This is a genomic window from Bacteroidales bacterium, from assembly GCA_031275285.1.
Taxonomy (GTDB): Bacteria; Bacteroidota; Bacteroidia; order Bacteroidales; family UBA4181; genus JAIRLS01.
Genome location: JAISOY010000195.1, coordinates 1 through 24,643 on the forward strand (window position 1 = coordinate 1; position 24,643 = coordinate 24,643).

Consider the following 24,643-nt stretch of genomic DNA (forward strand, 5'->3'; position numbering starts at 1 on the left):
AATGCCCATCTTGGGTTCATTTTCAGATTCCTTAACAGGAAACCTATCAATGGGATCAGTATTACAGAAAACCATAAGAACAGATAAAACATACGATGATGGGTAACCGGATAATTAAAGGGTGTGTAAGAGAAAAAGATCTCTTTACCTGGAGCCAGATAAAAATTCCACGCTACAACCAAAACAATCATCCATGAAACGATAATGATCAATGCATTCCGTACATATGGTTGTTGCTTGAACAAAAAGGAATAGGAAATGAATAATAGTATGCTCATGATTACATTCCCTCCAATAAACAGGTATAACACAACAACTAAAGCCGGAATGGTCAAATAATAATATCTTTGTTTGACTATTTGCATTAACAGTAAAAATCCGACAAGAGCTATGATAACAGCCAGTATATAAGCAATGTTAAATTGTACATCCACACTTACAGGCAGTATACATAGAGCCGGAATAAACGTCAGGAACCGGAATGGTTGCAGAAGGAAAACCCGTTCTATGATGTATTGAAATATCCATCCCAACAAGAGAAAAATGGAAACGTAGATGAATATTCCGATCAGCGGGTAATAAAAAAACTGCGTGAGAAATAAACCACAATAGTTGATCCATCCTCCAGGGTGTGATATATGTTGCAAGAAATATGTCCAGGTGTATTGAAACATCTGTGATTGTTCATAATACACCAGTGTCAGATAAGGATTCAACAACGAATACCAACAAACGACAAAGACTGATAATAACAGATACAATGCGATGGAAACCTTATGAGATAACAGCTTTCTCAAAAACTATATTTAATGTTATGGTTGTTTTAAGACATCACTTGATACACAAAAATAGATAAAAAATAATAATAATTTATCATTGTGAAAAAAAGCAGGTCTTTTGACCTGCTTTTTTTATCATTTTTGAGCGGTAAGCGCTTTTTTACAATAATCGACACATTTAGCCACTTCTTTTACGGCATCGGAACCCGGAGGAATGTTATATTCGAGTTCTATGTCAAAAGTAATCGGCCATTTTTTCTTCTGAATTAACTGAAGTATTTCGACAACAGGCGTATCTCCTTTTCCGAATTCTTTGTTTTTATCCGGATCAGAAGCTTTTGGCCCCGTTTTATCCTTTAGGTGAATACTTGCAATACGGTCATGAAGCCTCTCTATCAAATCATTGGGATGATTACCGGTAGCTCCGTAATAATGACCTACATCCAGGTTCAGCATTACCTTCTTTCCACAGTCAAGTACACGATCAAAACTGAAATCAGGATTACCCGGCTGACCATGATTATGCATGATCACATACAACTTATGTTTCTCTGCGAAAGGAGCCAGCCGCTTTGCCGCTGATTCCGAGATCTCTGTTGTAATACCTCTTGCACCAAGTGTTTTGCACACTTTAAATGCGTAATCTATCTCTTCATCAGACCAATTAGGGGCACCAAGCTTCAGTATATCTATTTTTACACCTTTTTGCTTGAACATTTTTTTGATCTCCTTGAATTTGTCCATGGAAACGGATAAACGCCAGTTACGGATTTCATTGGCATCTTTTGTTTTAGGCATACCGGCATATTGCTCTACCGGTCCACCCATCAGTTCTACGGAACTTAATCCGGATTGAATGGCATAATCCAGGACAGCCTGTAAAGATTGGTCGGGCATACTTCTGTAACTATAAGTAATTGCACCGATCTGAACCCCTCCGAACTTTGAATTAGGTTTCCCTGAAGCCATCAAAGACACCTGAGTGGTGAAAACGATGGACAGGATCATTATTGACTTGATCAATGTATTCATTTTATAATTTGTAAGGATTCCGGTATTGATAATTGTAAAGCCTGTGATTGGCCGCTTCCTTATCATCTCCGAAACTGAGGGTTGCCGGATCCCACTTAACCGGACGTTGCAATTCCACAGCAATATTGGCGATGCAGCACAGGGTATTGGTACTGCAGCCTACTTCTACCGGAGCAATCGGGTTTTTCCTGGAACGAACTGCGTCTATAAAATTCTGCATATGCGGAGAACTTACTTCATATTGTCCTTGTTCGACTTTCTGTTCTTCTTTTTTCAATAATTTCGGATTAGAGCATTCGATATATCCGCGAGCTACCCTTAACCAGCCTTTGGTGCCATTGAAACAAATTCCCTGACCACCTTCCTTACGGAAATCCTGTTCAGTCATCACGATCCCATTCTGGTATTTCATAGTGAGATATTTCGTCCCGTTATAGCCTTTAGGTATATATTCACACGGACCTGAACCATCCATACCAATTGCAGCCTGTGATATATCAAACATATGGGCTCCCCAGTCAGCTGTAAAGCCGTTACCGGTTTCCCTGTACCAACGCCAGGCGCCCCATAATTTTTCATTTTGTTCCGGCTCTAAAGACACCGGAGGACATAAATCCGAGTTATAATGAATGTTTGAATCATTCAATGGCCCCAACCATTGGTTCCAATTCAGGTTACCCGGTATTGGTTGTTCCGGTAGATTATATGTCTTGGGAGGATCTCCTACCTTTGCATAGATGGTTTCGATATGTCCGATCCCTCCGCTACGAACCACGGAGATAGCTTGCTGGAATTCCTTGCCGGATCGTTGTTGGCTGCCTACCTGTAATACCCGGTTGTTTTCCCGGACGGCTTTTACCATTTTCAATCCTTCCAGAACCGTAAAGGCCAAAGGTTTTTGTACGAAAACGTCTTTTCCAGCACGGCATGCATCAATGGTCATTAATGCATGCCAATGGTCAGGAGAAGCTATAGACACAGCATCAATGTCTTTCCTGTCCAAAAGGTCTTCATAAAATTCATATTTATCACATCTTGGTGCAATATTCTGATTTTTTTGCCATGCTTCGACCCTTCTTTTGAAGCGTTCCTGCTTGATGGTATCAACATCGCAACCCGCAACGACCTGTACTCCGGGGCATTTTGAAAAACTATTAAAGTCAGAGATTCCCTGTTGGCCGAGCCCTATAAAACCAAGTACGACTCTGTCACTGGGTGCAATTTTCATTCCCTGTGCTGTAACCCAAGTCGGCAGTATGGTTAAACCGGCCAGTCCTAATGCTGAATAACCCAAGAAACGACGCCTGCTCAATGCTGCTTTTTCCCTATTCATTATTACAAAGTATATTAAGATTAATAATTAAATGATAATAAACAAATCTAGTTTTTTCTTTCTTTACAGCCAAATATTTTATCATAAATTAGAATAAAAAAATTGAACCGATAAATTAACAGGAAGAAGATTTCAGGAATATGATCGATTAAAAGTTTGAATCGAAAAATCAGGTTATGTAAATTATATGCGATGAATGAATATTTTTCATGGAATATGATATCTCATTTGTATTTATCCGTTTTTTTCATAATATTGCATATTAGTTATTTTTTATTCAGGTTTTTGAAGTTCCGAAAAACGAATTAATTATCATAAAACACAGAAATAATCATGATTAAACCAGTGAATGTTTTTTTTATCACAGCACTTATTGTTCTGTTTATTGCATCTCATCCCGACAGGTTGAATGCTTGTACACGAGTTGTCTATCAGGGACCTAATGACTTGATTATTACAGCCCGTTCGATGGACTGGAAAGAAGACTGTAAGAGTAATATATGGATATTTCCACGTGGAATGGAAAGGAGTGGGGAAGTAGGCAAAAATCCGTTCCGTTGGGTTTCCAAATACGGTAGTGTTGTCACTTCTGCCTATGAAATAAGCAGTACAGATGGAATGAATGAGAAAGGATTAGTGGCTAATCTTCTTTGGTTAGCGGAATCAGAATATCCCCAATGGGATAATAAAAAGCCAGGTTTATCGATCGCAGTCTGGGTTCAATATATGTTGGATAACTTTTCCACTGTTGCTGAAGCAGTAGTTGATATGGAGAAGGGTAAATTTGATGTGGTATCTGATATGATGCCGGATGGTTCGCGTATGGCGACACTTCACCTCTCAATATCAGATGCTACAGGTGATAATGCCATTTTCGAATACATCAATGGAAAACTGAATATCCATCATAGCCGTTCTTATCAGGTAATGACCAATTCACCTGTATTTGAACAACAGTTGGCGCTTGATAATTACTGGCGTAATATTGGAGGGGTAACTTTTCTTCCGGGGACAAACCGTGCTGCTGACCGTTTTGTAAGGGCTTCATTCTATATAAATGCTATACCTAAAGTGGAAGACACCCGTACAGCCATCGCAAGTGTTTTCAGTGTGATACGCAATACATCAGTTCCGTTTGGGATCAGTACTCCCAATGAACCGAATATTTCTTCAACCCGTTGGAGGACTGTTTCCGATCAAAAAAATAAAGTTTACTACTTTGAATCAGCTCTTTATCCGAATGTATTTTGGGTAAACCTGCATGATGTCGATTTTTCTGAAAAATCATCTGTCAGGAAATTAGATCTTGTATCAGGTAAAACTTATGCAGGCAATACTGTAGATAATTTTGTCAAATCCAAGCCATTTCAATTTCTTGGTGTAGAATAAAGAGGTATTATCTATTTGCATATATGGCATTTTTTTGCTAAATTGCAGTTTTAGCAGGTATCCTTCGTAACATGGTCGGATCATTTGCACTGATTTTATTAATAGTATATATTAATATCCAGAAACCTATTGTATAATAATTATTTAATATATAAGATCATGAACACAACAAAAATTGCAGAATCACTAGGGAAAATGTTTTCATTCAATAATAGTTTGAAACTTTATCATTGGCATATAACGGGAAAAGGAAGTTACGCACAACATATTGCTTTAGATCAGGCTATTGATGATTTGTCAGATGTGTTGGACCGCATAGTTGAAACCTCCTATGCCATGTATGGGGATTTACCTATTGTTATTCCGGAAACAAAGGTGCCGGGAGATATTGTAAAACACGCTACAGACTTTTTTATTTATGTTGGCGAACAACGGGATTTATATCCTGAAGCTTTTACTCAGGCCATTATAGATGATTATCAGGAAGCCATACAGCAATTACTGTATCGGTTGAAAAGATTACAATAATGTTAACAAAAAAGCCGGAATGTTGATTCCGGTTTTTTTTGTTATTTTATATGTGTGTCTATCCATTTGAACATTACATCATAAACATGATCCCTTACTTCCTTTTGAGACAGGATAAGGTCATGTAATCCACCCCTGATGGGGGTAACTTCCACATCTCCTTTTATGTTACCGGATATTTGTTTTATATCTTTTACATTAAGTATGGCATCTCTTGTTTGTAGTTGTTCTTTATCCTTCATATTTGTTACTGATTTCTCAGAATGCATTACCAACACCGGTTGTTGGATATGAAACGGCCTTTTCAGTTCCTCTTGCGCCTGATAAATAGCCCTGATCCATCCCAGGTTGATCTTTGGAGCAATATTCGGTTTCCATTTCAGATCATAATTCCATTCTCCCTGATAGGCTTTATTCAAGTATTTTCCATATTCTTCGGTAAATCCACCTGAAATCTTTACTTTGGGAAAATGCTTGCCAATAGAAGCAACCAGTGGGATCAGTTTTTTGACTATCCAACTTTTATTGAATTCGAAAAAAGGACTGTTCAGGATCACTCCATCAAAAAGTTTCGCTTCGGAATGATCTTTTGCATAGACCGAGATAATCAGTCCACCTGTAGAATGTCCGAATAAGATCACCTGCTTGTTTCCTTCTTCATGGATGATTTGCAAAGCTTTGGTGATTTCCTCGAAGTAGTCTTTTATATTTCTGATATCATTAAATTTCTGATGGGGGAGATATGAGCGGCCATACCTCCTCAGGTCAAGTGCATAAAAGTTAAAATGATGATCATTGAATTGATGAGCCATTTCTTTTTGAAAAAAATAATCATTGAATCCATGGATATATAATACAGCCTTTTCGGATGTAATAGCTGACAAACGACGGACAAGCGTACTGATCACATGTTTTTCATAATCATCCTTTAATTGTATCGTATGTTGCTCAAAACCGTCCTTTAAAATATCTTCTTTATATTGAATATCGGATAACATTTTATGAAGTTGTTGGTTACTGTTGTATAAAGTATTATAAAATATTGGCTTCGGAAAATCCCGGTTTATTATCTTAGTAAATATACGAAAAGTAATTGGATGGCAATATTTTTGCGGCCATCAAATTATGCTACTACTTTTCAATCATTTCCAACAGTTCAAAACCGAGTTCCTGGATCTTTCCCGAGTTTGGATTGAACGCTGAAATGTTGGAGAGAATGATTATTCCTTTTTTATTCTTGATATCCAGGGATATTGATGATGAATAACCCCCTGTTCCTCCATTATGCCAGTATATTTCTTCACTATATCCGGTTTTCAGGATATGCCAGCCTAACCCGATTTTCATATTTTCGTTAACATTGAAGGTGGGGATTTTTGTCAGCGTTAATTCTTTGTTGGCATCGTCAAATGCTGCAAGAGCAAATTTAGATAAATCATTTACTGTAGATAAGATGCCTCCTGCCCCGAATAATACATCAAAGTCCCAGTTTGGAACAACCTTTCCTTCTTCATTCAGGCCTTGTACAAGCCGATCATTTAAGTGATGGCTGGTAAAATAAGTATTAGGCATTCCATATTTTTCTAATACCCTATTTTGTAATAAATTTTGGAAAGTTGTATTTTGCGATAAGCCTAAAGTATAACCCAATAAACCCACTCCTAAGTTTGAATAAGAATACTTCTCATTAATTGGATTTTCTAACAGGATATCATTTTTTAAATATTCTTCCAATTCTTTTGCACCATAAGCTTTATAAGGATTGGATTGGTCTGATAAATCTAAATTTGAAGGTAATCTTGGAAGCCCGGAGGTATGATTGGCCAGGCTTTTGAATGTTATTTGCACATTATCTTTAAATGGAATGCTATAAAAGCGATGAATGTTTTCATCCAAACTTATTTTTCCTTCAACAACCAGAGATGCCAGAACTGTTGATGTCAAGACCTTTGTGATAGAGCCTATTTCAAAAACTTTATCTTTGTTGTTGGTATGCTTCAAGCTGTCATTTTCTTTTATGATGCCATAGAATTTTATATCATGATGGTCAAGGACAGCAATAGATATTTGTGTATGATTGGGGAAAATTTCGCTTTGTTTATAAATTATTTCAGAGATATCTTTTGGAAAAGCCGTTAAAGCGTTGATCGTCTGTCTTGTTCCTTTTTCATAAGCTTTGATGAATAAACCATTGATTTTATTTTGATTGTCTATAGAAATAAGAACTGAAAACAGGGCATTTTGAAATGAGGTTTTGTAATGGGCAAATGTGCCTTGTTGAAAGTCTACAAATTCCTTGTTTTTAATGTTACCTGCCTGGTTTTTCAAATTCTGTAAGAATTCGTTTGTTTGTTGAAGTGGTAACGATTGTTGCATTTCCGGTGAAAAGGAATTGAATATCACTTCAAAATTTCCGGAATTATAATTTTTTTCAAAGGCTTCTATTGCTTTCTGGTAATTTTCGGATTGGGCAAATGCAAAATTGGCCGTTAAAAAGAATAATAATAAACATATTATTTTTTTCATATGCTATAAACAGGTAAATAACTTACATTAAAGCATAAAAATACAAACTTCTATGGAAAAACAATATGATACTTTTAAGATATTTCATTTCATTCAGACAATTTTTATTGTTTTCATACATAGTGATTTACGTCTAATAAGTGCTATTTTCATGATTGTAGTTATCCGGACTTTCTTGTTAGTTGATTATCTGTGTATGGTACTGTATTCAATTTTTTCGTAGATATTTGCTATATGCTTCGTAAGTACAGTGTTAATTTGAATTTATTTGACATCAATAAGTATCATATCTTCTTTAAAGGAATACTTAATGGGTACCGTTAAAGCAAGTCCTTGCAGCAGAGATTCCACTTTTTCTTTTAGATCAAGTTTTCCGGAGCATTTCATACTTGCAACTGTTTCATGACATTGTATGGGTATGCCATAGTAACGGGATAGGCGTGTCGTTATAACATCCAGTCTTTCACTGTCAAAAATGTACAATCCTTCCCTCCAGGATATATGTTTGTAAATATCATCTTCATGATTTATGCTCTCGGTTCCGTTCTTGTATGCATACACATCATTGGCTTTCAAAAAATGATCACGGTTGGAAGAGGAAACATTCACAGCTCCGGAAACAATCACAACTGTAATTTCTTCATTTCCATGTGTTGAAACATTAAATTCCGTACCCAACACCTTAATGTCCAGTTTGGAAGTTCTGACAACGAATGGCCGGTGTATATCCCGGGCAACATCCAAAAGAACTTCTCCTTCTACATATATTTCTCTTCTGTCGTTTTGAAAAACGGATGGGTAAATCAAACGTGTACCGGCATTGACCCATATCTTTGAACTGTCGGATAAAGTTAATACAGATCTCTTGCCATTAGGCACAATCAACTGATTATAGGAAGAAAGGTTGGCTTCACTGATTTTTTGATCGCTAATAGTGATACCGTCCGGATTATAATTTATTTCTGCTACATTTTCTTCAAGGATGACTGTTTTTTCATCAGATAAAACCAACCTGATATCATTCGGCTTCTCATCTTTTTCTGTAATATTCTTGGCAAAAGAAAGAATATCATCCTGAGGTAGCGGGTCTGTTGGATTCCAGAATAAGAAGAAAAGAATCACACATGCAGCCATACTTACAGCTATGGCTATATAATGATAAATAGTTTTTTTTGTTGAAAATGTGTTTTTTGAGATATTATTCCATAAATCAGTAACCTCATTTCTTTCTGGAATTTTTTGTGAATTATTTAGGCTTAATATAAACTCCTTTGCTAATAAATAATCTTCAAAATTGGGATAACTTTTAGATTCAAAAGAATTCCAGAAAATTTGAGAATCTTCATTAGGGTGAAGAATTGATGCTATAAAATATTCATTTTGAATAAAATCATCAAAACTGAATGTTGAAAACTGGTCAATATTTTCTTTTCCAGACATATACTATGCGCATTGTTTATTTAAAACACTTATGTAATCAAAATATACTCAATGGTGTATTATTTTTTTTGAGATGAACCATGAGATCGCTCCTTACCATATATTTTTTTAATTTTTTGAATGGAACGCTGCAAAATATTTGATACCGACTGACTATTCATATCCATGATTTGGGCAATTTCTTTATGTTCTTTATTTTCTATGAACTTATAATACATGGCCTCCCTTTGTCTGTCAGACAATGATGCTAATATGATATCTGCTTTTGCTTTTCGCAATTCAATGATCTCGCCTTCAATATAAATTTCTTCCGTTGATGACTCATGTATCAGAGATTCGTAATTGCCTATCTCGAGTTGTACTTTCTCATCCCTGAAGTGATTCAATAAAGAATTTTTTAAGGATACAAACAAATAAAACCTGATATGATCAGTGATTTTTAACTTATGCCTGTTGTCGTGTATTTTTATGAAAACATCCTGGATACAATCCTTAATAACCTCTTTATTGGAGGTATATCTTAATCCGTAAATAAAAAGAGACTGAACATATCTGTTATAAATATATTCATAGGCTTTTTTATCATTCCTTCTGATAAAAGCATCCCACATTAATGTTTCAGAGGGTTCAATATTCCCTTTTTTTTCCATCTATATAGAATTGTTTTTAATGGCCAGATGAAATGTTCAATTTATTCTCCTGATATTTCGCTATATTCACGTACATTTCATGTGAATAATAAAAACAGGGTAAAATTAAAGATATTTATCAATAATCGGCGTTTCTTCTTAAAAATTAAGATATATCTGAAGTGTATATGTGGAAGGTATAGGGTATTTTCGTCCGTTATATTGTGCCTGTTCAGGGTCCCACAAATCGACTTTATCCCACACATATACATTATTAGCGACAAATTGAAGGTCGATAGATTTTATCCCTATTTTGTTCAATGTGGAATGGTTTAGGTTGTAATTAAGGGTTATTTCCTGTAACCTGAAGTAACGTGCATCACCTTTCCAGAAATCAGATAACTGTGCATTATTGTTATTATACCCATATTGTAAACGTGGAAACCGTGCATCAGGATTTTCTGCCAAAGCAGGGTCTATACCATTTTCCATAGCATATTTCAAAGGTATCCATCTGTTTTTAGGATCACCTGCAATAGATAAAACATTACCATATTGCCCTTCATAAAAAGGAATATATCCCATCCCATTTGTGGCATCTCCCTGACCGTATCCGACATAATAAAAATCAGTCTTCCCGGTTCCCTTGAACATGATTCCCAATGTTATATTTTTATACCTGAATTCTCCTCCTATTCCATACATTAACCTGGGAAAAGTGTTGTATGACAGAGGAACCTTGTCTTCCTCATTTATTTTACCGTCTCCATTTACGTCCTTATATTTGATATCGCCTGGCAAAACCGTACCAAAGTCCTGTGCCGGACTATATTTGATATCGTCTTCATCTTTGAACAAACCTAACGTCTGGTAACCCCGGGCGGAATAAACTGGATAACCCGAATATTCCAGGTAAGGATATTTTTGATAGGCTTGTTCCCAGTTTTGAACTATATTTCTGGAATAAGTGAAGTTACCCCGGATCGCAAAAGATATATTTTTTGTGATCTTTTTTACAAAAGCAGCATTTCCATCTGCACCATAACTTCTCATTTTACCAACATTCGCATAAGGAAGTGTGACCACTCCTACATAGTCGGGAATCTGAACTCTTTGCTGGAAGATACCATTCCGTTGGTCATTAAAAAGGTCTATGACAAATGAGAATTGTTCCTTAAACAAGCGACCTTCAAAACCAATATCGGTTTTTATTGCTTTTTCCCATTCCAGATTGTCGGCCCCCATTACTGACTCAATCACTATTTCTGTGTCGGTCGCACTGCCCCATATATCCCCGGTACCTATACCTACTTTGGTTTGATAGGGGAATTTTACAGAAGTTATCCTGTCATTTCCAACTAAGCCGCAAGAAGCTCTTATCTTAAAAAAGTTTAACCAGGGAAGTCGCTTTTTAATGATATCGTAATTTGTCGGTACCCATCCAGCAGCAATTGAAGGGAAAAAACCATATTGTCTGCCGGGTTTAAAATTTTCCGATCCGGTATATCCAAAGTTCACATCAACCATATAGGTATCTTTATACCCATATGTAATTCTTCCTGAAACACCCTGGTATCGTATCGGTATTGCATCAACGCTGCTTACAGCCTGATCTGTACTTTTTTGATCACTGATATAATAATAGATCAATCCTGTCATACGGTGCTTTTGAAGGATTATTTTCTCATAACTGAGGTTACTTTCCAAATGGTATCGCCTGTATTGTTCCGTAGCCTTGGAATAGTCAGCAGGCCTTTCATCAACAGTCTGTTTGGTGATAAGTACCCCTTCATGTGTACGGCCTTGGGCTATATATAAAGCCGGTTGAATGAACCGTCTTTCAGTGAAATAACTGTTTAAATCATAAGCGCCCTGTATTTTCATTTTTAAGCCGTCAATGAGATATGAAAAATCCTGATTGATCGCTAAGGTTGCTTTTCCCTTATATATCTGGCGGGATGTCTTTCCCGTATGATTGATCATTACATATGGGGATAGCAGGTCATCTTCCCCTGCGGCCGGAAGTTGCCCGTTGGAATATACTATAGGTAGGAGTAATGGATTTATCTGTGATTGTGCATGCCAGATATAATCTGTATTGGCTATTCCCGGTTCATTTCGTAAAGACAAAAAGCCGTCGGTACCAAAATAAATATTGGTCGTTTTGGTCAGAGACAAATCAAGGTTTCCCCGGTATCGATAAGTATTGTATCCGACATTTGAACTGTATATACTTTTTTTATCGTATTTATAGGCTGCAGACTGTTGATTCAAACCCATACTCCAGAAATACCTGGCTACCTCATTTCCACCTCTTACGCTTAAATAATGGCTATGTGAAAAGGAGTTTTTATTGATGATTTCTTTTTGCCAGTTTATATTCGGATATAAATCCTGGTCCAGATGATCTTTAATCAGGGATAATTCGATATTATTGTATAAAGGTCTTCCGTTCCGTACAGATAACGCTTCGTTCACCATTTTTGCATAATCATATCCACCAAGATATTCGGGCATTTTGGAAAGATGCGATAAAGTAACATTTGATCTGGCCGTAAACTGGGCTTTTCCGGTAAATCCCTTTTTTGTTGATATCAAAATGACGCCGTTTGCTCCTCTGACACCATAAACAGCTGTGGCAGAAGCATCCTTTAACACAGAGAAATGCTCAATATCAGCAGGATCAATAGAATTGATATCACCTTCCAATCCGTCAATTAAGACCAGTGCTCCTGAACTTGCACCGAATGTACCAATCCCACGTATCCAGAATTCTGAGATATTTTGTCCGGGTTCACCGCTTGTTAGCAATGATATAATTCCCGGAACTTTTCCACCTAAGAGGTTTGAGATGGATGTGGTAGGTGTTTGCAGTTCCTTTACATCCACAGTAGATACAGCAGCTAAAGAACTGATTTTTCTCTGATGACCGAATCCCACAACAATCACTTCATTTAATTCCTGGACATTCTCTGCAAGTTGAATCTGTATTTTTTTGTCTTTACCTGTAATGATAAATTCTGCATTTTCAAATCCAACAAATGAAGCAACCAGTATATCTCCTTTTGAGACATTGATCCGGAATTTGCCGTCGTAATCAGTGATCACACCGGAATTACGTTTGTCTTTTATATAAATTACCGCACCTGAGAGGGTAACCTCATTTTCGTCAAGAATAATTCCTTCAATTAAAAAGCTCTGGTTTATAGGTATTTCCTTTTTCGTTATAAATATTTGCCGATTTGATATGACGTAATTATTTTCAGTATTTACAAATAGTGAATCTAAAACAGTACTGATACTTTGATCCGTGACATGTATATTTACTTTTCTATTTACATCGACATGATTGTCATAATAAAAGAATACATATTTGCTTTTTTTTTCTATTTCAGCCATCACTTTTCTCAATGGTTGGTCTTCCATGTCCAATGAGATATTCTGAAAATCCTGAGCCTGTATTTCAGAAAAAGATGAAATTATTAAAATTACAACAGATATATATTTTAAATAATTCAACAAATGAAACAGTTTTATAATTTTGCATTGGCAAATATACATCTGTTATTCGTAAAATAAACTTAATCATATAAATATAAATAGTAAATTTTACTTTATATATGATTTTGTTTTCTGATTTTTAGATAAACAAAACGAACTTCACCTCTTCCTTTAAAAAAAGAAGGATAGTTATAAGGGGCTTTATGAAGATGCTACATTTGATTTATTATTAACGTGATCTATAATGGTGAATAATAATCGTGTAATTATAAATTCGATATTTTCAATATCTTCAATATTACTTGAAACACTCTTAGTTCATTTATATTAGTCAGTATCATTCAAAAGCAGCAGAGGTCGTCCATTATAATAGACGACCTCTGTAAAATAGCTTAAAATATGCAAGGGTTATTTAGCGTAACTGATGGCCCTTGTTTCCCGGATAACGGTAATTTTCACCTGACCGGGATAGGTCATCTCATCCTGAATTTTTTTGGCAATATCGTATGATAAACTTTCCGCTTCTACATCTGAAACTTTTTCGCTACCAACGATAACACGTAATTCACGACCTGCCTGAATGGCAAATGTCTTTGTAACTCCCGGATAAGCCAATGCCAGGGATTCCAATTCTTTCAGGCGTTTAATGTATGCTTCGACCACTTCGCGGCGTGCGCCTGGACGTGCACCGGAGATAGCGTCACATACCTGGACAATGGGTGCAATCAAAGTTGTCATTTCTACCTCATCATGATGAGCACCAATGGCATTGCATACATCGGGTTTTTCCTTGTATCGTTCGGCTAATTTCATTCCCAGGATGGCATGTGGTAATTCAGGTTCGTCATCCGGGACTTTACCAATATCATGTAATAATCCGGCACGTTTGGCCAACTTCGGATTCAATCCTAATTCGGAAGCCATGATGGCGGAAAGATTAGCTACTTCACGTGAGTGCTGTAATAAATTCTGTCCGTAAGAAGAACGATATTTCATTTTACCTATTAAACGGATCAATTCAGGGTGCAGGCCCTGTATTCCCATATCAATAGCAGTACGTTTTCCAACTTCGGCTACTTCTTCTTCCACTTGTTTTTGTATCTTATTGACGACCTCTTCGATACGTGCCGGATGAATGCGTCCGTCCGTTACCAGTTGGTGTAGTGCTAAACGGGCCACTTCACGACGAACCGGATCGAAAGCAGACAAAATAATGGCTTCCGGAGTATCATCAACTATGATTTCGACACCGGTAGCAGCTTCAAGGGCGCGGATATTACGACCTTCACGACCGATAATACGACCTTTCATTTCATCGTTTTCTATATGGAATACAGTCACCGAATTCTCGACTGCAGCTTCGGTAGCTACCCGTTGTATAGTTTGAAGGACAATCCGTTTTGCTTCTTTTGAAGCTGTCATTTTCGCTTCGTCCATAATTTCATTGACGTATGACATTGCTTCCGAACGAGCTTCGGATTTTAATGATTCTATCAGTTGTCCTTTAGCATCATCGGCAGACAATCCGGAAATTGCTTCCAGTTGTTCCACCTGCTGTTTGTGAACTTTTTCCAGATCTTCCTGTTTACGTTCAGCAATCTCGATCTGATTATTCAGGTTTTCGCGTAAAGTATCCACTTCCTTTCTTTGACGCTGACTCTCCTCAATACGTTGTGACAAAGAGCTTTCCTTTTGCCTGATCCGATTTTCAGCTTGCGATATTTTCGAATTCCGCTCATTAACCATACGTTCATGTTCTGTTTTCAAATGCAGAAAATGTTCTTTGGCTTCAAGCATTTTGTTCTTTTTTATCACTTCTGCTTCTGCCATTACCTCTTTTTTAGCACGTTCCCGTTTTGATTTAAGAACGAACACATATATGAGGTAAGCGATAAGCACTCCCGCGATAAAAGCAATAATTCCAATAACTAATTCATTCATATGCTTTTAATGTGTTAAAAAAACAAAACCCGCAACGATTCCCCAGACTTTATAAAACCCCAAAAAAACATGGGTAGAGCGGCCAATTACCTCAAACTTCCAACGTCCCGTTAAACGGGATCCCGGCCGAAACCGGTACTAGGCCTGTTTTCAGTAACTCAAGTCCAACTCTAATAATTTAAATGTTGAGTTTCAAAAGGAATGAAAGAACCGTGCGGGCAAACCTTTATATAAAAGAACTTATTCATCAGTACATCGTCCCAACAACCGCTCTAGTTGTTCGCTCAATTGTTTCAATTTATCTGACTGTTCATCCAGTTCCGGATTTTTTTCCAGTTGGATAAGCCTCACCGCAAATTGTAAAGCAACAATAGCTAAAAAATCCTGCACATCTTTATCACCAAATTGCTTTTTTTGATACCGCAACAACCTATCATTAATCAGTTGGGCTGCTTTACGGATCTGTTCTTCTTCCTCTTCTTTATCAATTTTCAGAGGATAAAAACGTTCCGCAATCTTGACATTTATAGTCTGACTCCAACTCATTGTCTGATTTTATCTATTCAAAAGTGCGATACATTTATCAATTTCCCGCACCATGCGATTTACCTGGAGCTTCACATTTTTGATATCTTCCGTAGAAGCGATCAATGTTTTTGTGAGCTTGAGACTTTGGTACTTTACTTCTAAGGCCTCTATCTCCTGGTTTTTTACTCGAACAGCTTCCGACAATTCTTCCACTTGTTGCTTTAACTGTAAGTTGTTCACTTTGAGTTCCTCTGCAACAAGAAGAATGCGGGTAATATTTTCTTCCAATGAGAAAATAATTTCATCTTGAATTGCCATGCCTCTTGTAAAAATCTGATACAAATATAACTGATTATTTTGATATCTGAAAAAGAAATTATCACCAGACAGGCAATTAGTTCGAAAATTATACAACAAAGAAGCCAATCTATTTAGATTGGCTTCTTTGTTGTATAATTAAAACAAGAGACTTATTTACATTTCAGTACTGTTTCAATCTGATATTTGGCATTGGGAACGAAAGCACCTTCAGTTACCTGTTTGTATGCTTCACATGCTTTTCCATTGTCTTTTTTCCCAAAATATGCATTTCCTAATTCAAAATTTAAAGAAGATTTATCTGCTTTATCAACAGTTAAGCCTTTTTCAATTACAGAAATGGCCTGATCCCAGCTTTTCTTTTCATTATAGGCTTTTGCTAATGCATAATATGCAGAAGCATAAGTATCATCTATTTCAAGAAGTTTGGTAAACGTACTAATGGCTTCATCATATTTTTTACCTTGTACGGCATTCACACCTTTATTGTTATAAAAGCTGATCAATGCCCTTGTAGACCTTTGAAGGGTGGAACGATCATTAGTACTCTCAGCTTTTTCAATTGCTAATTTATAATTTTCTTCCATTTTTTCTTCTTCTTTTTGGGTTTGGTAGACAGCTCCCAATACATAGTATGCTTTAGCCATATCCGGATCAAGCTTAACTGCATTATTCAAATTGGATATAGCGGGTTCAAAATCTTTTCCTTGGAAGGCTGTAGCACCGAGTGCATAATAAACATCCGGAATCGGTTTTTCTGCCTTTTCTTTTATATCTGAATTTTTGTATTTGTCTGCGACAGCGATGGTTGTTTCAAAGGCTTTTAGAGCTGCTTCATAATCTTTAGCTTTGACTAATTTTTCTGCTTTTTGCAGATAGAGACTTGGTACTGCCATTTCAGCAACTTCCCTGTTTTCGTCAGCTTCCGGACCAACTTTCTTACTGATTTCAATACATTTTTCTAATTCAGTGATAGCTCCGTCCAAATCTCCGCGACTCATCAATTCTGCCCCCCTGTTACGGGCTTCAGTTGATTCCTGAAGAGTCTGTGCCATGCTTATTGATGTTAAGCCGAACAGAACTATTACAACACTCCATAATTTGCGACATTTCATGGTGGTAGATTTCATTTTTTAAAATTTAATACTTATTTACAAAATTAAATGATTTTTATCTTTTAACAAAAACTATTTTGTTAAAAATTATAAAAACATCTTAAAATCAATTCTATCTGGCTGTGATGAGAGAGTATAAGGTATTAATTTCCATTGTAATAAAGTTATTTGCTGTTATGAAACGGATGTATTTAATATTTATGTGGAATTAACGAACCGGATGGTGGTGGTCCGACAAAAAACGCGATAATGCATAGATAGAATCAAATGTCATTTCCTGCTCATTTTGCTTTAATATCCAATGACCGGTATTTTTTTCCAAAGAAATATATGCATGATCTGGATCCGGAAAATCACTTCCGGAAATATCAACTTGGTAACCAATCCTTTCCAATGCTTTCCGGATCCAGAAAATATTTTTCCCTTCTCCATTCAGATAGATACGGGAGTGATTTTCTTTTTTTATTTTAAACTCACCTTTATGATCATCAAATTGGACTCCGGTTCCTTTAAATAATCCTGATAATCTTTTGTTTATAATTAAATCTTCAGGTGCACCTTCGAATATCTGATCATTAATCATCAACCAAAATTTATCTGCTTCGTGTATCGCAATATTCAAATCATGTGTGGAAAAAATGATGGTTTTTCCCTTTTTCCTTGTCAATTGATGCATTAATTGAATTACTTCATATTTATTGGGCATATCTAAAAAAGCAGTCGGTTCGTCAAGTAGAATCAGGTCAGTATCCTGAGCCAATGTTCGGGCAATCATTGCCCGCTGTTTTTCACCATCACTGATTTCATATATATTTTTATCTGCAAGGTGGGAAATTCCCACTAATTGCATTGATTCATTGATAACGGATATATCTTTTTCTGTAAGTTTTCCGATCCAATTGGTATAGGGGAATCGTCCGAAAGCTACCAACTGTCTGACTGTTAAATGAGAAACACTTGGAGATTCGGTGGATACGATGCTCATTTTTTCCGCTAACTCATTTCTTGTATAAATATTAAGAGGTTTTCCGGCTAGTAGTATTTCCCCGGACAATTCTGGTTGCAGGCGTGCCAGTGTTCGCATCAATGTACTTTTTCCTATGCCATTACGTCCAATGATCGCTATCAGTTCACCCCAGTCTGCTGATAGGTTTATATCAGCCAGAATTGTCTTCTTGGAATACCCTACGGATAAGTTCTCCAGTTTTAAAAAAGTATTATTTTCTTTTAAGCACTCAGTGCTATTTATTATTTTCTTAAGTTGCATTGATCAAATTAATTGCTTTCATAAAATACATCATTAAATTATTTGCATTACTTAAAGGCACTGGTCTTTTGATTTATGTTTTACCGTATGAACAACAATTTGGTAATATGGGTTTTCGAGCCATCCTCATTGGTACAAAAAACAAGGTATACTCCGGAAGCTACTCTTCTGCCTCTTTGATTACGCCCATCCCATACAGCCTGTCCACCCAGGGTCTTTGTCTGATACACCAGATTGCCCGCAATATCTGTAATTTTTACATCTGCATCTTTTATCAAACCGGTGATCGTAATTTCCCCATGATAATCGGGATGAACAGGATTAGGAAAGACATACACTTTCCCGAAGTCATCCCCACTCGATACGGCATCACTACGATATGAAACAATACCATACTCCGTAGCAAAAAAAACTTCTCCTGTTTTATCATTGATGGCTATATCATGTACTTTATTGGATAATAACGGGCTGTTATCTACCGTAAAATGCCGGACTTCACCTGCGTTGTCCTCATTAATCAGAAATACTCCTCCTTTTTCTGTGCCGAACCATTTCCGGTGAGCTCCATCTATTGCTACCGATAATATGTTCTCAGATCCTAGTAATGCATACATATGACTTGGCTCGTGCGTTCCCGTACGATTCGGATGGTAACCGGCCGTATTACCACCATCTAATATGGCAGATGAATTATTATAATATACAGGACCTTGTGCAGTTCCTACCCACATGATTCCATCAGGTGTCCCGGTAATCTGATGATTTTGGTATATAGGTGCGGATCCTGCATAATTGTAAGGAGCGAATCCAATAACTCTATCTGTTTGATCTTTTTCTACAGAAGCTTTGTCAAATACCCACAAGCCATTGTTATGAAGGATAGTCCATATCTTTCCCTGGTTATCCTGTGTGAAATGACCCATTACACCATTGGTTGTCCATTCTGATATTTTCCATTGCTTATTGGAATACAACCCCGTCTTTCGGCCATTACTCACCCACAACCGGTTTTCTTCGTCAATCATGATACCGCCACAATAAGTTGCAGCGTTTTCAGCAAGCAATGGACTGTTTTGATGTGTATAATGCTCCGATAAAAACCCATCTTCAAACACATATACACCTTCTCCCCATGAAGAGACATAATACTTACCCGGATTGTCTGCCGATATATCAATATCCGTGAAATCATGCTGGCCTTCAAACCTGATACTGTTCCATTGATTCCCGGAAAAAGTATGGATTTCTCCCTGTCGATTTAACCGGATGCCATCTTTTCCGATACCTCCGGAAACAGAAATCAGCCGATCTGACTTATATCGAAAAGCTGCTGAATTGTTGGACGAAGGTCCGTTTATGACGTAAAAAATGATATTGTTCGCAGATTGCCATTGAACCAGTCCCATATAATTATCAGCAATCCAATATGTTCCCTTATTATCCATCATGGCACCATGAATATCTACAGGAGAATCTTTATAAGTAGTTATTGTGTTTTGTAGTAAATATGATTGTATATCATATATAAAAAGAGCTTTAGATGTACTGACCAACAATTGATTTCCCGAAACATTTAGCTGATGAATACTTTCTACTGTAAAAGGAAGGTGCAAACTTTCATAAGATATGCCGTTGTATTTAATGATGTTATTGTCAAGGTCACACATCAGCAACATATTGTTATGGTTGACTAATTGGGTGAAAGTACTACCGGAACCAGGTATTCCGGTTACCTTTTCCCAGGTAGAAAAGTCTGTTAAAAAATGACTTCCCATATCTGCCTTTTTTATCCCCTGGCTAGTGGCTGCATAAAAATATCCGTTGTAATCCGTGAAAGCATTCACTTCGACAGGAATACCATGGTCTCCGATGATGTAGGTATCTTTTATCCTGCGTAATTTTACATCTATCACGACAATACCAAATGAACAGGATAAATATACCAGATCATCTTTTGCATAGATGTGGTTGATCCGCTTATTGGTATATAATCCATTATGTTTGATATCCGGAATATTGTATATATCCTGATCAGTTATGATATCTATATTTCCGTTAATATAGCCGGTAACTAAGTATCTAACAGAAGGAACATATTGTATAGAAGATATTCCGGCATCATTCAATCCGTTTATTTTGGTCAGTTTATTTAATTCATTAGTTGAAGGATCATATATGCAGATACCTACTCCATTGCTTGAATATATCTTATTTTCGGTAACAATTACGGATTTAGTCGTATTCCATGAAAGATGATCACGCCAGCCTCCGACCGGTATTTGTCCGTATGCAGTAAAAAATGTAACCAAGGCCGTCAAACAGCTTATTACATACCTGTATATGTTGATGGATAAATTCATGGAAACTTCCTTCTTAGTTATATTCTTTTAACAAGATTTCCGAGAATTTCCGGAAAGCTCTGGCCCTATGACTGATTTGGTTTTTTTGTGGAAGTGACATTTGTGCAAAAGTCTTGTCATATCCGTCAGGTAGAAAAACCGGATCATAACCGAATCCTTCATCACCGTTTTCTTCTTCAATGATTGAACCATCCACGATTCCTTCATACAGTTGTTCCGTATGATGGGCGTCAATATAGGCAATGACTGTACGGAACCGGGCCTTTCGATTGCTTTTTCCTGATAATTCATGTAAGAGTTTGGCTATGTTAGCTTTGGACTTTACAGACTGATCGCCTTCAATACCTGCATACCGGGCTGAATACACTCCAGGGGCTCCATCCAATGCTTCCACTTCGAGGCCTGTATCATCTGCGAAGCAAGGTATTTTGTAACGATCATATATATAACGGGCTTTTTGTAAAGCGTTACCTTCCAAAGTATCCTGTGTCTCCGGAATTTCTTCCGTACATCCTACTTCAGCCAAACTTTTCAATGTTATTTCTGCGGGCATCATGGCTTGTACTTCCTCCAATTTATGTTTATTGGCAGTAGCAAAAATAATATATTCCTTTGTTTTCATCGATCAGAATTTATACTTGACAACTACAATTTATCCATTCAGGATCAAAAGTAGCATGATATTTACTATAAAATTTTATGGCTGGTTGGTTCCATTCCAATACCTGCCATACTATTCCATTCAATTTCCGTTCTTTTGCTTCGACAATCAGACGATCGAATAACATACTTCCTATTCCTTTTCCCCTCATTTCCTTTGTAATAATAATATCCTCAAGATACATCCTTTGTCCTTTCCAGGTACTGTATCGGATATAATAAAGGGCAAAACCGACAATGATGTTATCCTGTATTGCAACAAAAGCCCACCACACCGGATTTTCTCCAAATCCACTTTCCTCAAAATGGGCCAGAGTTACGGTCACTTCATCCGGTGCGTTTTCATATATAGCCAATTCGTGTACCAGTTCCATCAGACGTGGACAATCTTCTTTGACAGCTTTTCTTATGATTGGTTCATGCATTGTTTAAATTTTTATAAGCAAAAATAATATCTGAGAAAACACAGGTATTATTTTAATTTTAAGGTTATTATCCGGATGTATATTTCTTCGGATACTGAAATAGAATAGAAAGAATGGCAGCGATCCCTAACAAAAAAGGATAATAAAGGTAAGGGATTATTTCCATGGGATTGATACCTGATAAACTGGAGGCAATCAGTAATTGTGCTCCGTAGGGAATGATCCCTTGTGCAAAACACGAAAAAGTATCCAGTAAACTTGCCATCCGGCGACGATCAATACCGAAGCGATTACCTATTTGCCTGGCTATTGGTCCCACGATAATTAGGGTAATGGTATTGTTGGCAGTACAAAAATCAGTGATGGTCGTTAATGCAGCGACACTGGCTTCTGCCTGACGTTTCGACCGGATATTCCCGGATAATTTCCGGATGAGCCAGTCAATACCTCCGTTAAAGCGAATTACTTCGAACATACCTCCGGCCATTAATGATACAATGATCAATTCTCCCATATCCATAACAATACTTTTACTCATGGCTCCAGCCCATGACCAGGCAGTAAGATCTGATGTCGTGATACCAATGATTCCGGAAAGGAGAATCCCTAAGGTTAATACTGACATTACATTTACTCCGGCTAAAGCTGTGACCAGCACCACGAGGTAAGGTATTACTTTCGGCCATTCAATTTTTTCCGTGGTTATGGGCGCATCTACTCCCATACCTTGAAATATATAGATCAGCAATACCAGCAAAGCCATAGGAAATGCAATCCGGAAATTTACCTTAAACTTATCCTGCATACGGCACTCTTGTGTACGAGTCGCCACAATGGTGGTATCTGAGATAAATGATAAATTATCACCAAACATAGCTCCGCCGACAACTATACCCACCATCGCAGGTAATCCTATTCCTGTTTGTCCGGATAATCCGACAGCTATAGGTGCCAGTGCGGCTATGGTTCCACACGACGTTCCCATTGACATGGAAATAAAACAGGCTGCAATGAAAATGCTTGCCATGATCATGTTTTCAGGAAGAATATAAAGCATCATGTTTACAGTAGCATCTACTGCTCCCATAGCATTGGCCGTTCCGGCAAAAGCTCCGGCCAGTACAAATATGACCACCATCATCATGATCGTCTGGTTCGCAGCCCCACTGCAAAAGATTTCGATACGACCTGATATTTTTCCTCCCCGCGAAAGTAATATCCCTGTTACTGAGGCAATAAGAAAAGCCACAGAAACCGGCATGTTACTCAAATCTCCTGTTAGCAGCAAAGTGAATGCATAGAGTAGAAAGAATACCACTAATGGTAGCAATGAAACATATTTGGGAAATTGGAATTTCATCCTGCAAAGATACACTTCTGCCAATAAAGTTTAGTGCAGAAGGGAAAATTCGGAATTTTTACTTTTGATCAATTATATATGGTCCTACATCCAATAAATTCTACATTCTAATATCTTAAGTAATTGATTTGCATTCTCCCAATTCGTTTCGTTTTATATCCTACCCGGCAATTCATCGATAAAAGATCTGTTTTTCGGACAATACCTTTTCCATTACTTCTAATTGTTTGATATCAAAATTTTCGACCTGTTTCTCAACCATCTGATTATAAATAAAACTCAACCATTGTTTTATAAAAAATAAATCCTTATTATAGAATTCCTGAAATCCAGGTCAGATCTTCTTATGTTTTATTTAGGTGATGTTTCTTGATTTTTGATTAGTTTTGTGCTTCATTAGTTTCCTAATCAATCTGAAATGAAATACTTACTTTTTCTCATATTCACCATTTTCTTATATGGGTGTTCTACAACAGTTTCGATGCCGGTTTATTTGTATAATAATTACCACGTAGGAAGCAGTGATAAGAGCGAGGCAGGCAATTATGCGAAAACACCGGAGACTTTTCGGGAAAAAAAGGTAATTGATGTTTTACAGGCTGAAGGATTTTCTATGTCGGTTTTTTTTGTGACCGATCCTAAGACAGAAGAGACGAAAAAAGGGATTAAAGTAGTTTGTAATGGGGATAAGAAGAGTAACAGGGCCAATATAGGTTCATTATTTACCAAAGCTGATTATGCGAAGAACCTGTCGTTTGTTAATACGATTGATGTTGATGAAGTGGATCATTTTATTGAGTCTATCGAATATGCTAAAAAAGCATTATCCAATAATGAGATTGGTTTTCGGACTGAATTTTCCTATTTTTCCAGAACGGGAATCCGAATGGGGATTTATTATGATAAATCGATGAGGACCTGGTGGGCTTATTTTTGGTTGTATCCAGAAGAGGTAAACAGTATCTATGTCATGCAGTATTCCAATGTTAATGCTGTGCTTGAAGGATTTAAAGTAGCCAAAAAGAAGCTGGAAGAAGGTATTTAGCCATGTCGTTTTGTTTTTTCCTATGAAACAATTCTCCGGAAAAAACGTATAAACAACTCGAAGGGTACCCATGAAGCATCGATTATCAACATATTTTCACCAGATCCATCATATATTGTTATGTACAATTATATTAGGTATGATTGTGGTTGCGCCTTCTTGCAGCGGAAGCAAACGGTCGGCTAGTATGAGAAAAATAGATAAGGAAGCAAAAAGAGACTATCGGTCGAAAGAAGAGAAAAAGGCAGATGCTGAACGGGAGAAAAAAGAAAAAGTAAGAAAAAAAGAAGAGGAGAAGACATATAGTGAAGCATTAAAACAACACCGGTCTTTACAAAGTGAAGAGATGCTCCGGAAAATGGATTATGATTTATCAGTCTCAAACAAAAAATACGGTAAAAAGAAGGAGTTTTTTCTGGTCAGATGGTTCAAACCGAAAGATGATATAGAAAAAATAGAAAAAAGGA

General features: G+C 36.9%; 21 protein-coding genes. 4 read left to right on the plus strand and 17 right to left on the minus strand.

The features are described 5' to 3' along the window. The 3 genes from LBQ60_19150 to LBQ60_19160 form a co-directional block, all read right to left on the minus strand. The coding region (locus tag LBQ60_19150; GenBank protein MDR2040046.1) for a DUF6057 family protein at positions 1-797 on the minus strand (797 nt) is incomplete at its 3' end. 117 nt (positions 798-914) lie between these two features. After that, positions 915-1,811, minus strand: coding sequence for a sugar phosphate isomerase/epimerase (locus tag LBQ60_19155; protein ID MDR2040047.1), 897 nt, complete (start codon positions 1,809-1,811; stop codon positions 915-917). Between the two features lies 1 nt (position 1,812). Next, positions 1,813-3,144: a Gfo/Idh/MocA family oxidoreductase gene (locus LBQ60_19160; GenBank protein MDR2040048.1), complete on the minus strand. Its 1,332-nt coding sequence runs from the start codon at positions 3,142-3,144 to the stop codon at positions 1,813-1,815. Positions 3,145-3,477: 333 nt separating this feature from the next. On the opposite strand from LBQ60_19160, the gene LBQ60_19165 reads away from it, so the two are divergent. Both LBQ60_19165 and LBQ60_19170 read left to right on the plus strand, forming a co-directional pair. Further along, positions 3,478-4,533: a linear amide C-N hydrolase gene (locus LBQ60_19165; GenBank protein ID MDR2040049.1), complete on the plus strand. Its 1,056-nt coding sequence runs from the start codon at positions 3,478-3,480 to the stop codon at positions 4,531-4,533. A gap of 159 nt (positions 4,534-4,692) precedes the next feature. Beyond that, complete coding sequence (locus LBQ60_19170; protein ID MDR2040050.1) at positions 4,693-5,061, plus strand: DUF5856 family protein; 369 nt, start codon at positions 4,693-4,695, stop codon at positions 5,059-5,061. A gap of 41 nt (positions 5,062-5,102) precedes the next feature. Here LBQ60_19170 and LBQ60_19175 read toward each other — a convergent pair whose 3' ends face one another. From LBQ60_19175 to LBQ60_19240, 14 genes are all read right to left on the minus strand, one after another. Continuing rightward, positions 5,103-6,059 carry an alpha/beta hydrolase gene (locus LBQ60_19175; protein ID MDR2040051.1) on the minus strand — a complete coding sequence of 319 codons (957 nt, stop codon included), beginning with the start codon at positions 6,057-6,059 and terminating at the stop codon, positions 5,103-5,105. A 133-nt stretch (positions 6,060-6,192) separates the two neighbouring features. After that, positions 6,193-7,587 carry a serine hydrolase gene (locus LBQ60_19180; GenBank protein ID MDR2040052.1) on the minus strand — a complete coding sequence of 465 codons (1,395 nt, stop codon included), beginning with the start codon at positions 7,585-7,587 and terminating at the stop codon, positions 6,193-6,195. Between the two features lie 264 nt (positions 7,588-7,851). Further along, the gene (locus tag LBQ60_19185; protein MDR2040053.1) at positions 7,852-9,027 is read right to left on the minus strand and encodes a FecR domain-containing protein; all 1,176 of its coding nucleotides are present in this window, start codon (positions 9,025-9,027) and stop codon (positions 7,852-7,854) included. Positions 9,028-9,086: 59 nt separating this feature from the next. Beyond that, positions 9,087-9,677 carry a sigma-70 family RNA polymerase sigma factor gene (locus LBQ60_19190; protein ID MDR2040054.1) on the minus strand — a complete coding sequence of 197 codons (591 nt, stop codon included), beginning with the start codon at positions 9,675-9,677 and terminating at the stop codon, positions 9,087-9,089. A gap of 138 nt (positions 9,678-9,815) precedes the next feature. Further along, positions 9,816-13,082, minus strand: coding sequence for a TonB-dependent receptor (locus LBQ60_19195; GenBank protein MDR2040055.1), 3,267 nt, complete (start codon positions 13,080-13,082; stop codon positions 9,816-9,818). A gap of 483 nt (positions 13,083-13,565) precedes the next feature. Continuing rightward, on the minus strand, positions 13,566-15,098 hold the full coding sequence (rny, locus tag LBQ60_19200) for a ribonuclease Y (GenBank protein ID MDR2040056.1): 1,533 nt from the start codon (positions 15,096-15,098) through the stop codon (positions 13,566-13,568). Between the two features lie 240 nt (positions 15,099-15,338). Beyond that, positions 15,339-15,644: a cell division protein ZapA gene (locus LBQ60_19205; protein MDR2040057.1), complete on the minus strand. Its 306-nt coding sequence runs from the start codon at positions 15,642-15,644 to the stop codon at positions 15,339-15,341. Between the two features lie 9 nt (positions 15,645-15,653). Further along, the gene (locus LBQ60_19210) at positions 15,654-15,968 is read right to left on the minus strand and encodes a hypothetical protein (protein ID MDR2040058.1); all 315 of its coding nucleotides are present in this window, start codon (positions 15,966-15,968) and stop codon (positions 15,654-15,656) included. A gap of 128 nt (positions 15,969-16,096) precedes the next feature. Next, positions 16,097-17,074: a tetratricopeptide repeat protein gene (locus LBQ60_19215; protein MDR2040059.1), complete on the minus strand. Its 978-nt coding sequence runs from the start codon at positions 17,072-17,074 to the stop codon at positions 16,097-16,099. Positions 17,075-17,267: 193 nt separating this feature from the next. Further along, entirely contained in the window at positions 17,268-18,326 is a 1,059-nt protein-coding gene (locus LBQ60_19220) for an ABC transporter ATP-binding protein (protein MDR2040060.1), read from the minus strand. An 80-nt stretch (positions 18,327-18,406) separates the two neighbouring features. After that, positions 18,407-20,686, minus strand: coding sequence for a T9SS type A sorting domain-containing protein (locus LBQ60_19225; protein MDR2040061.1), 2,280 nt, complete (start codon positions 20,684-20,686; stop codon positions 18,407-18,409). Between the two features lie 13 nt (positions 20,687-20,699). Next, on the minus strand, positions 20,700-21,308 hold the full coding sequence (locus tag LBQ60_19230) for a non-canonical purine NTP diphosphatase (protein MDR2040062.1): 609 nt from the start codon (positions 21,306-21,308) through the stop codon (positions 20,700-20,702). Between the two features lie 10 nt (positions 21,309-21,318). Continuing rightward, positions 21,319-21,771 (minus strand): GNAT family N-acetyltransferase, encoded by a 453-nt coding sequence (locus LBQ60_19235; GenBank protein MDR2040063.1) that lies wholly within the window; start codon positions 21,769-21,771, stop codon positions 21,319-21,321. 67 nt (positions 21,772-21,838) lie between these two features. Next, on the minus strand, positions 21,839-23,131 hold the full coding sequence (locus tag LBQ60_19240) for a Na+/H+ antiporter NhaC family protein (GenBank protein ID MDR2040064.1): 1,293 nt from the start codon (positions 23,129-23,131) through the stop codon (positions 21,839-21,841). A gap of 418 nt (positions 23,132-23,549) precedes the next feature. Between LBQ60_19240 and LBQ60_19245 the strand changes: the two genes are divergently transcribed. Both LBQ60_19245 and LBQ60_19250 read left to right on the plus strand, forming a co-directional pair. Further along, positions 23,550-24,176, plus strand: a complete 627-nt coding sequence (locus LBQ60_19245) for a hypothetical protein (GenBank protein ID MDR2040065.1) — start codon at positions 23,550-23,552, stop codon at positions 24,174-24,176. A gap of 187 nt (positions 24,177-24,363) precedes the next feature. Continuing rightward, on the plus strand, positions 24,364-24,643 hold a 280-nt coding region (locus LBQ60_19250), incomplete at its 3' end, for a hypothetical protein (protein ID MDR2040066.1).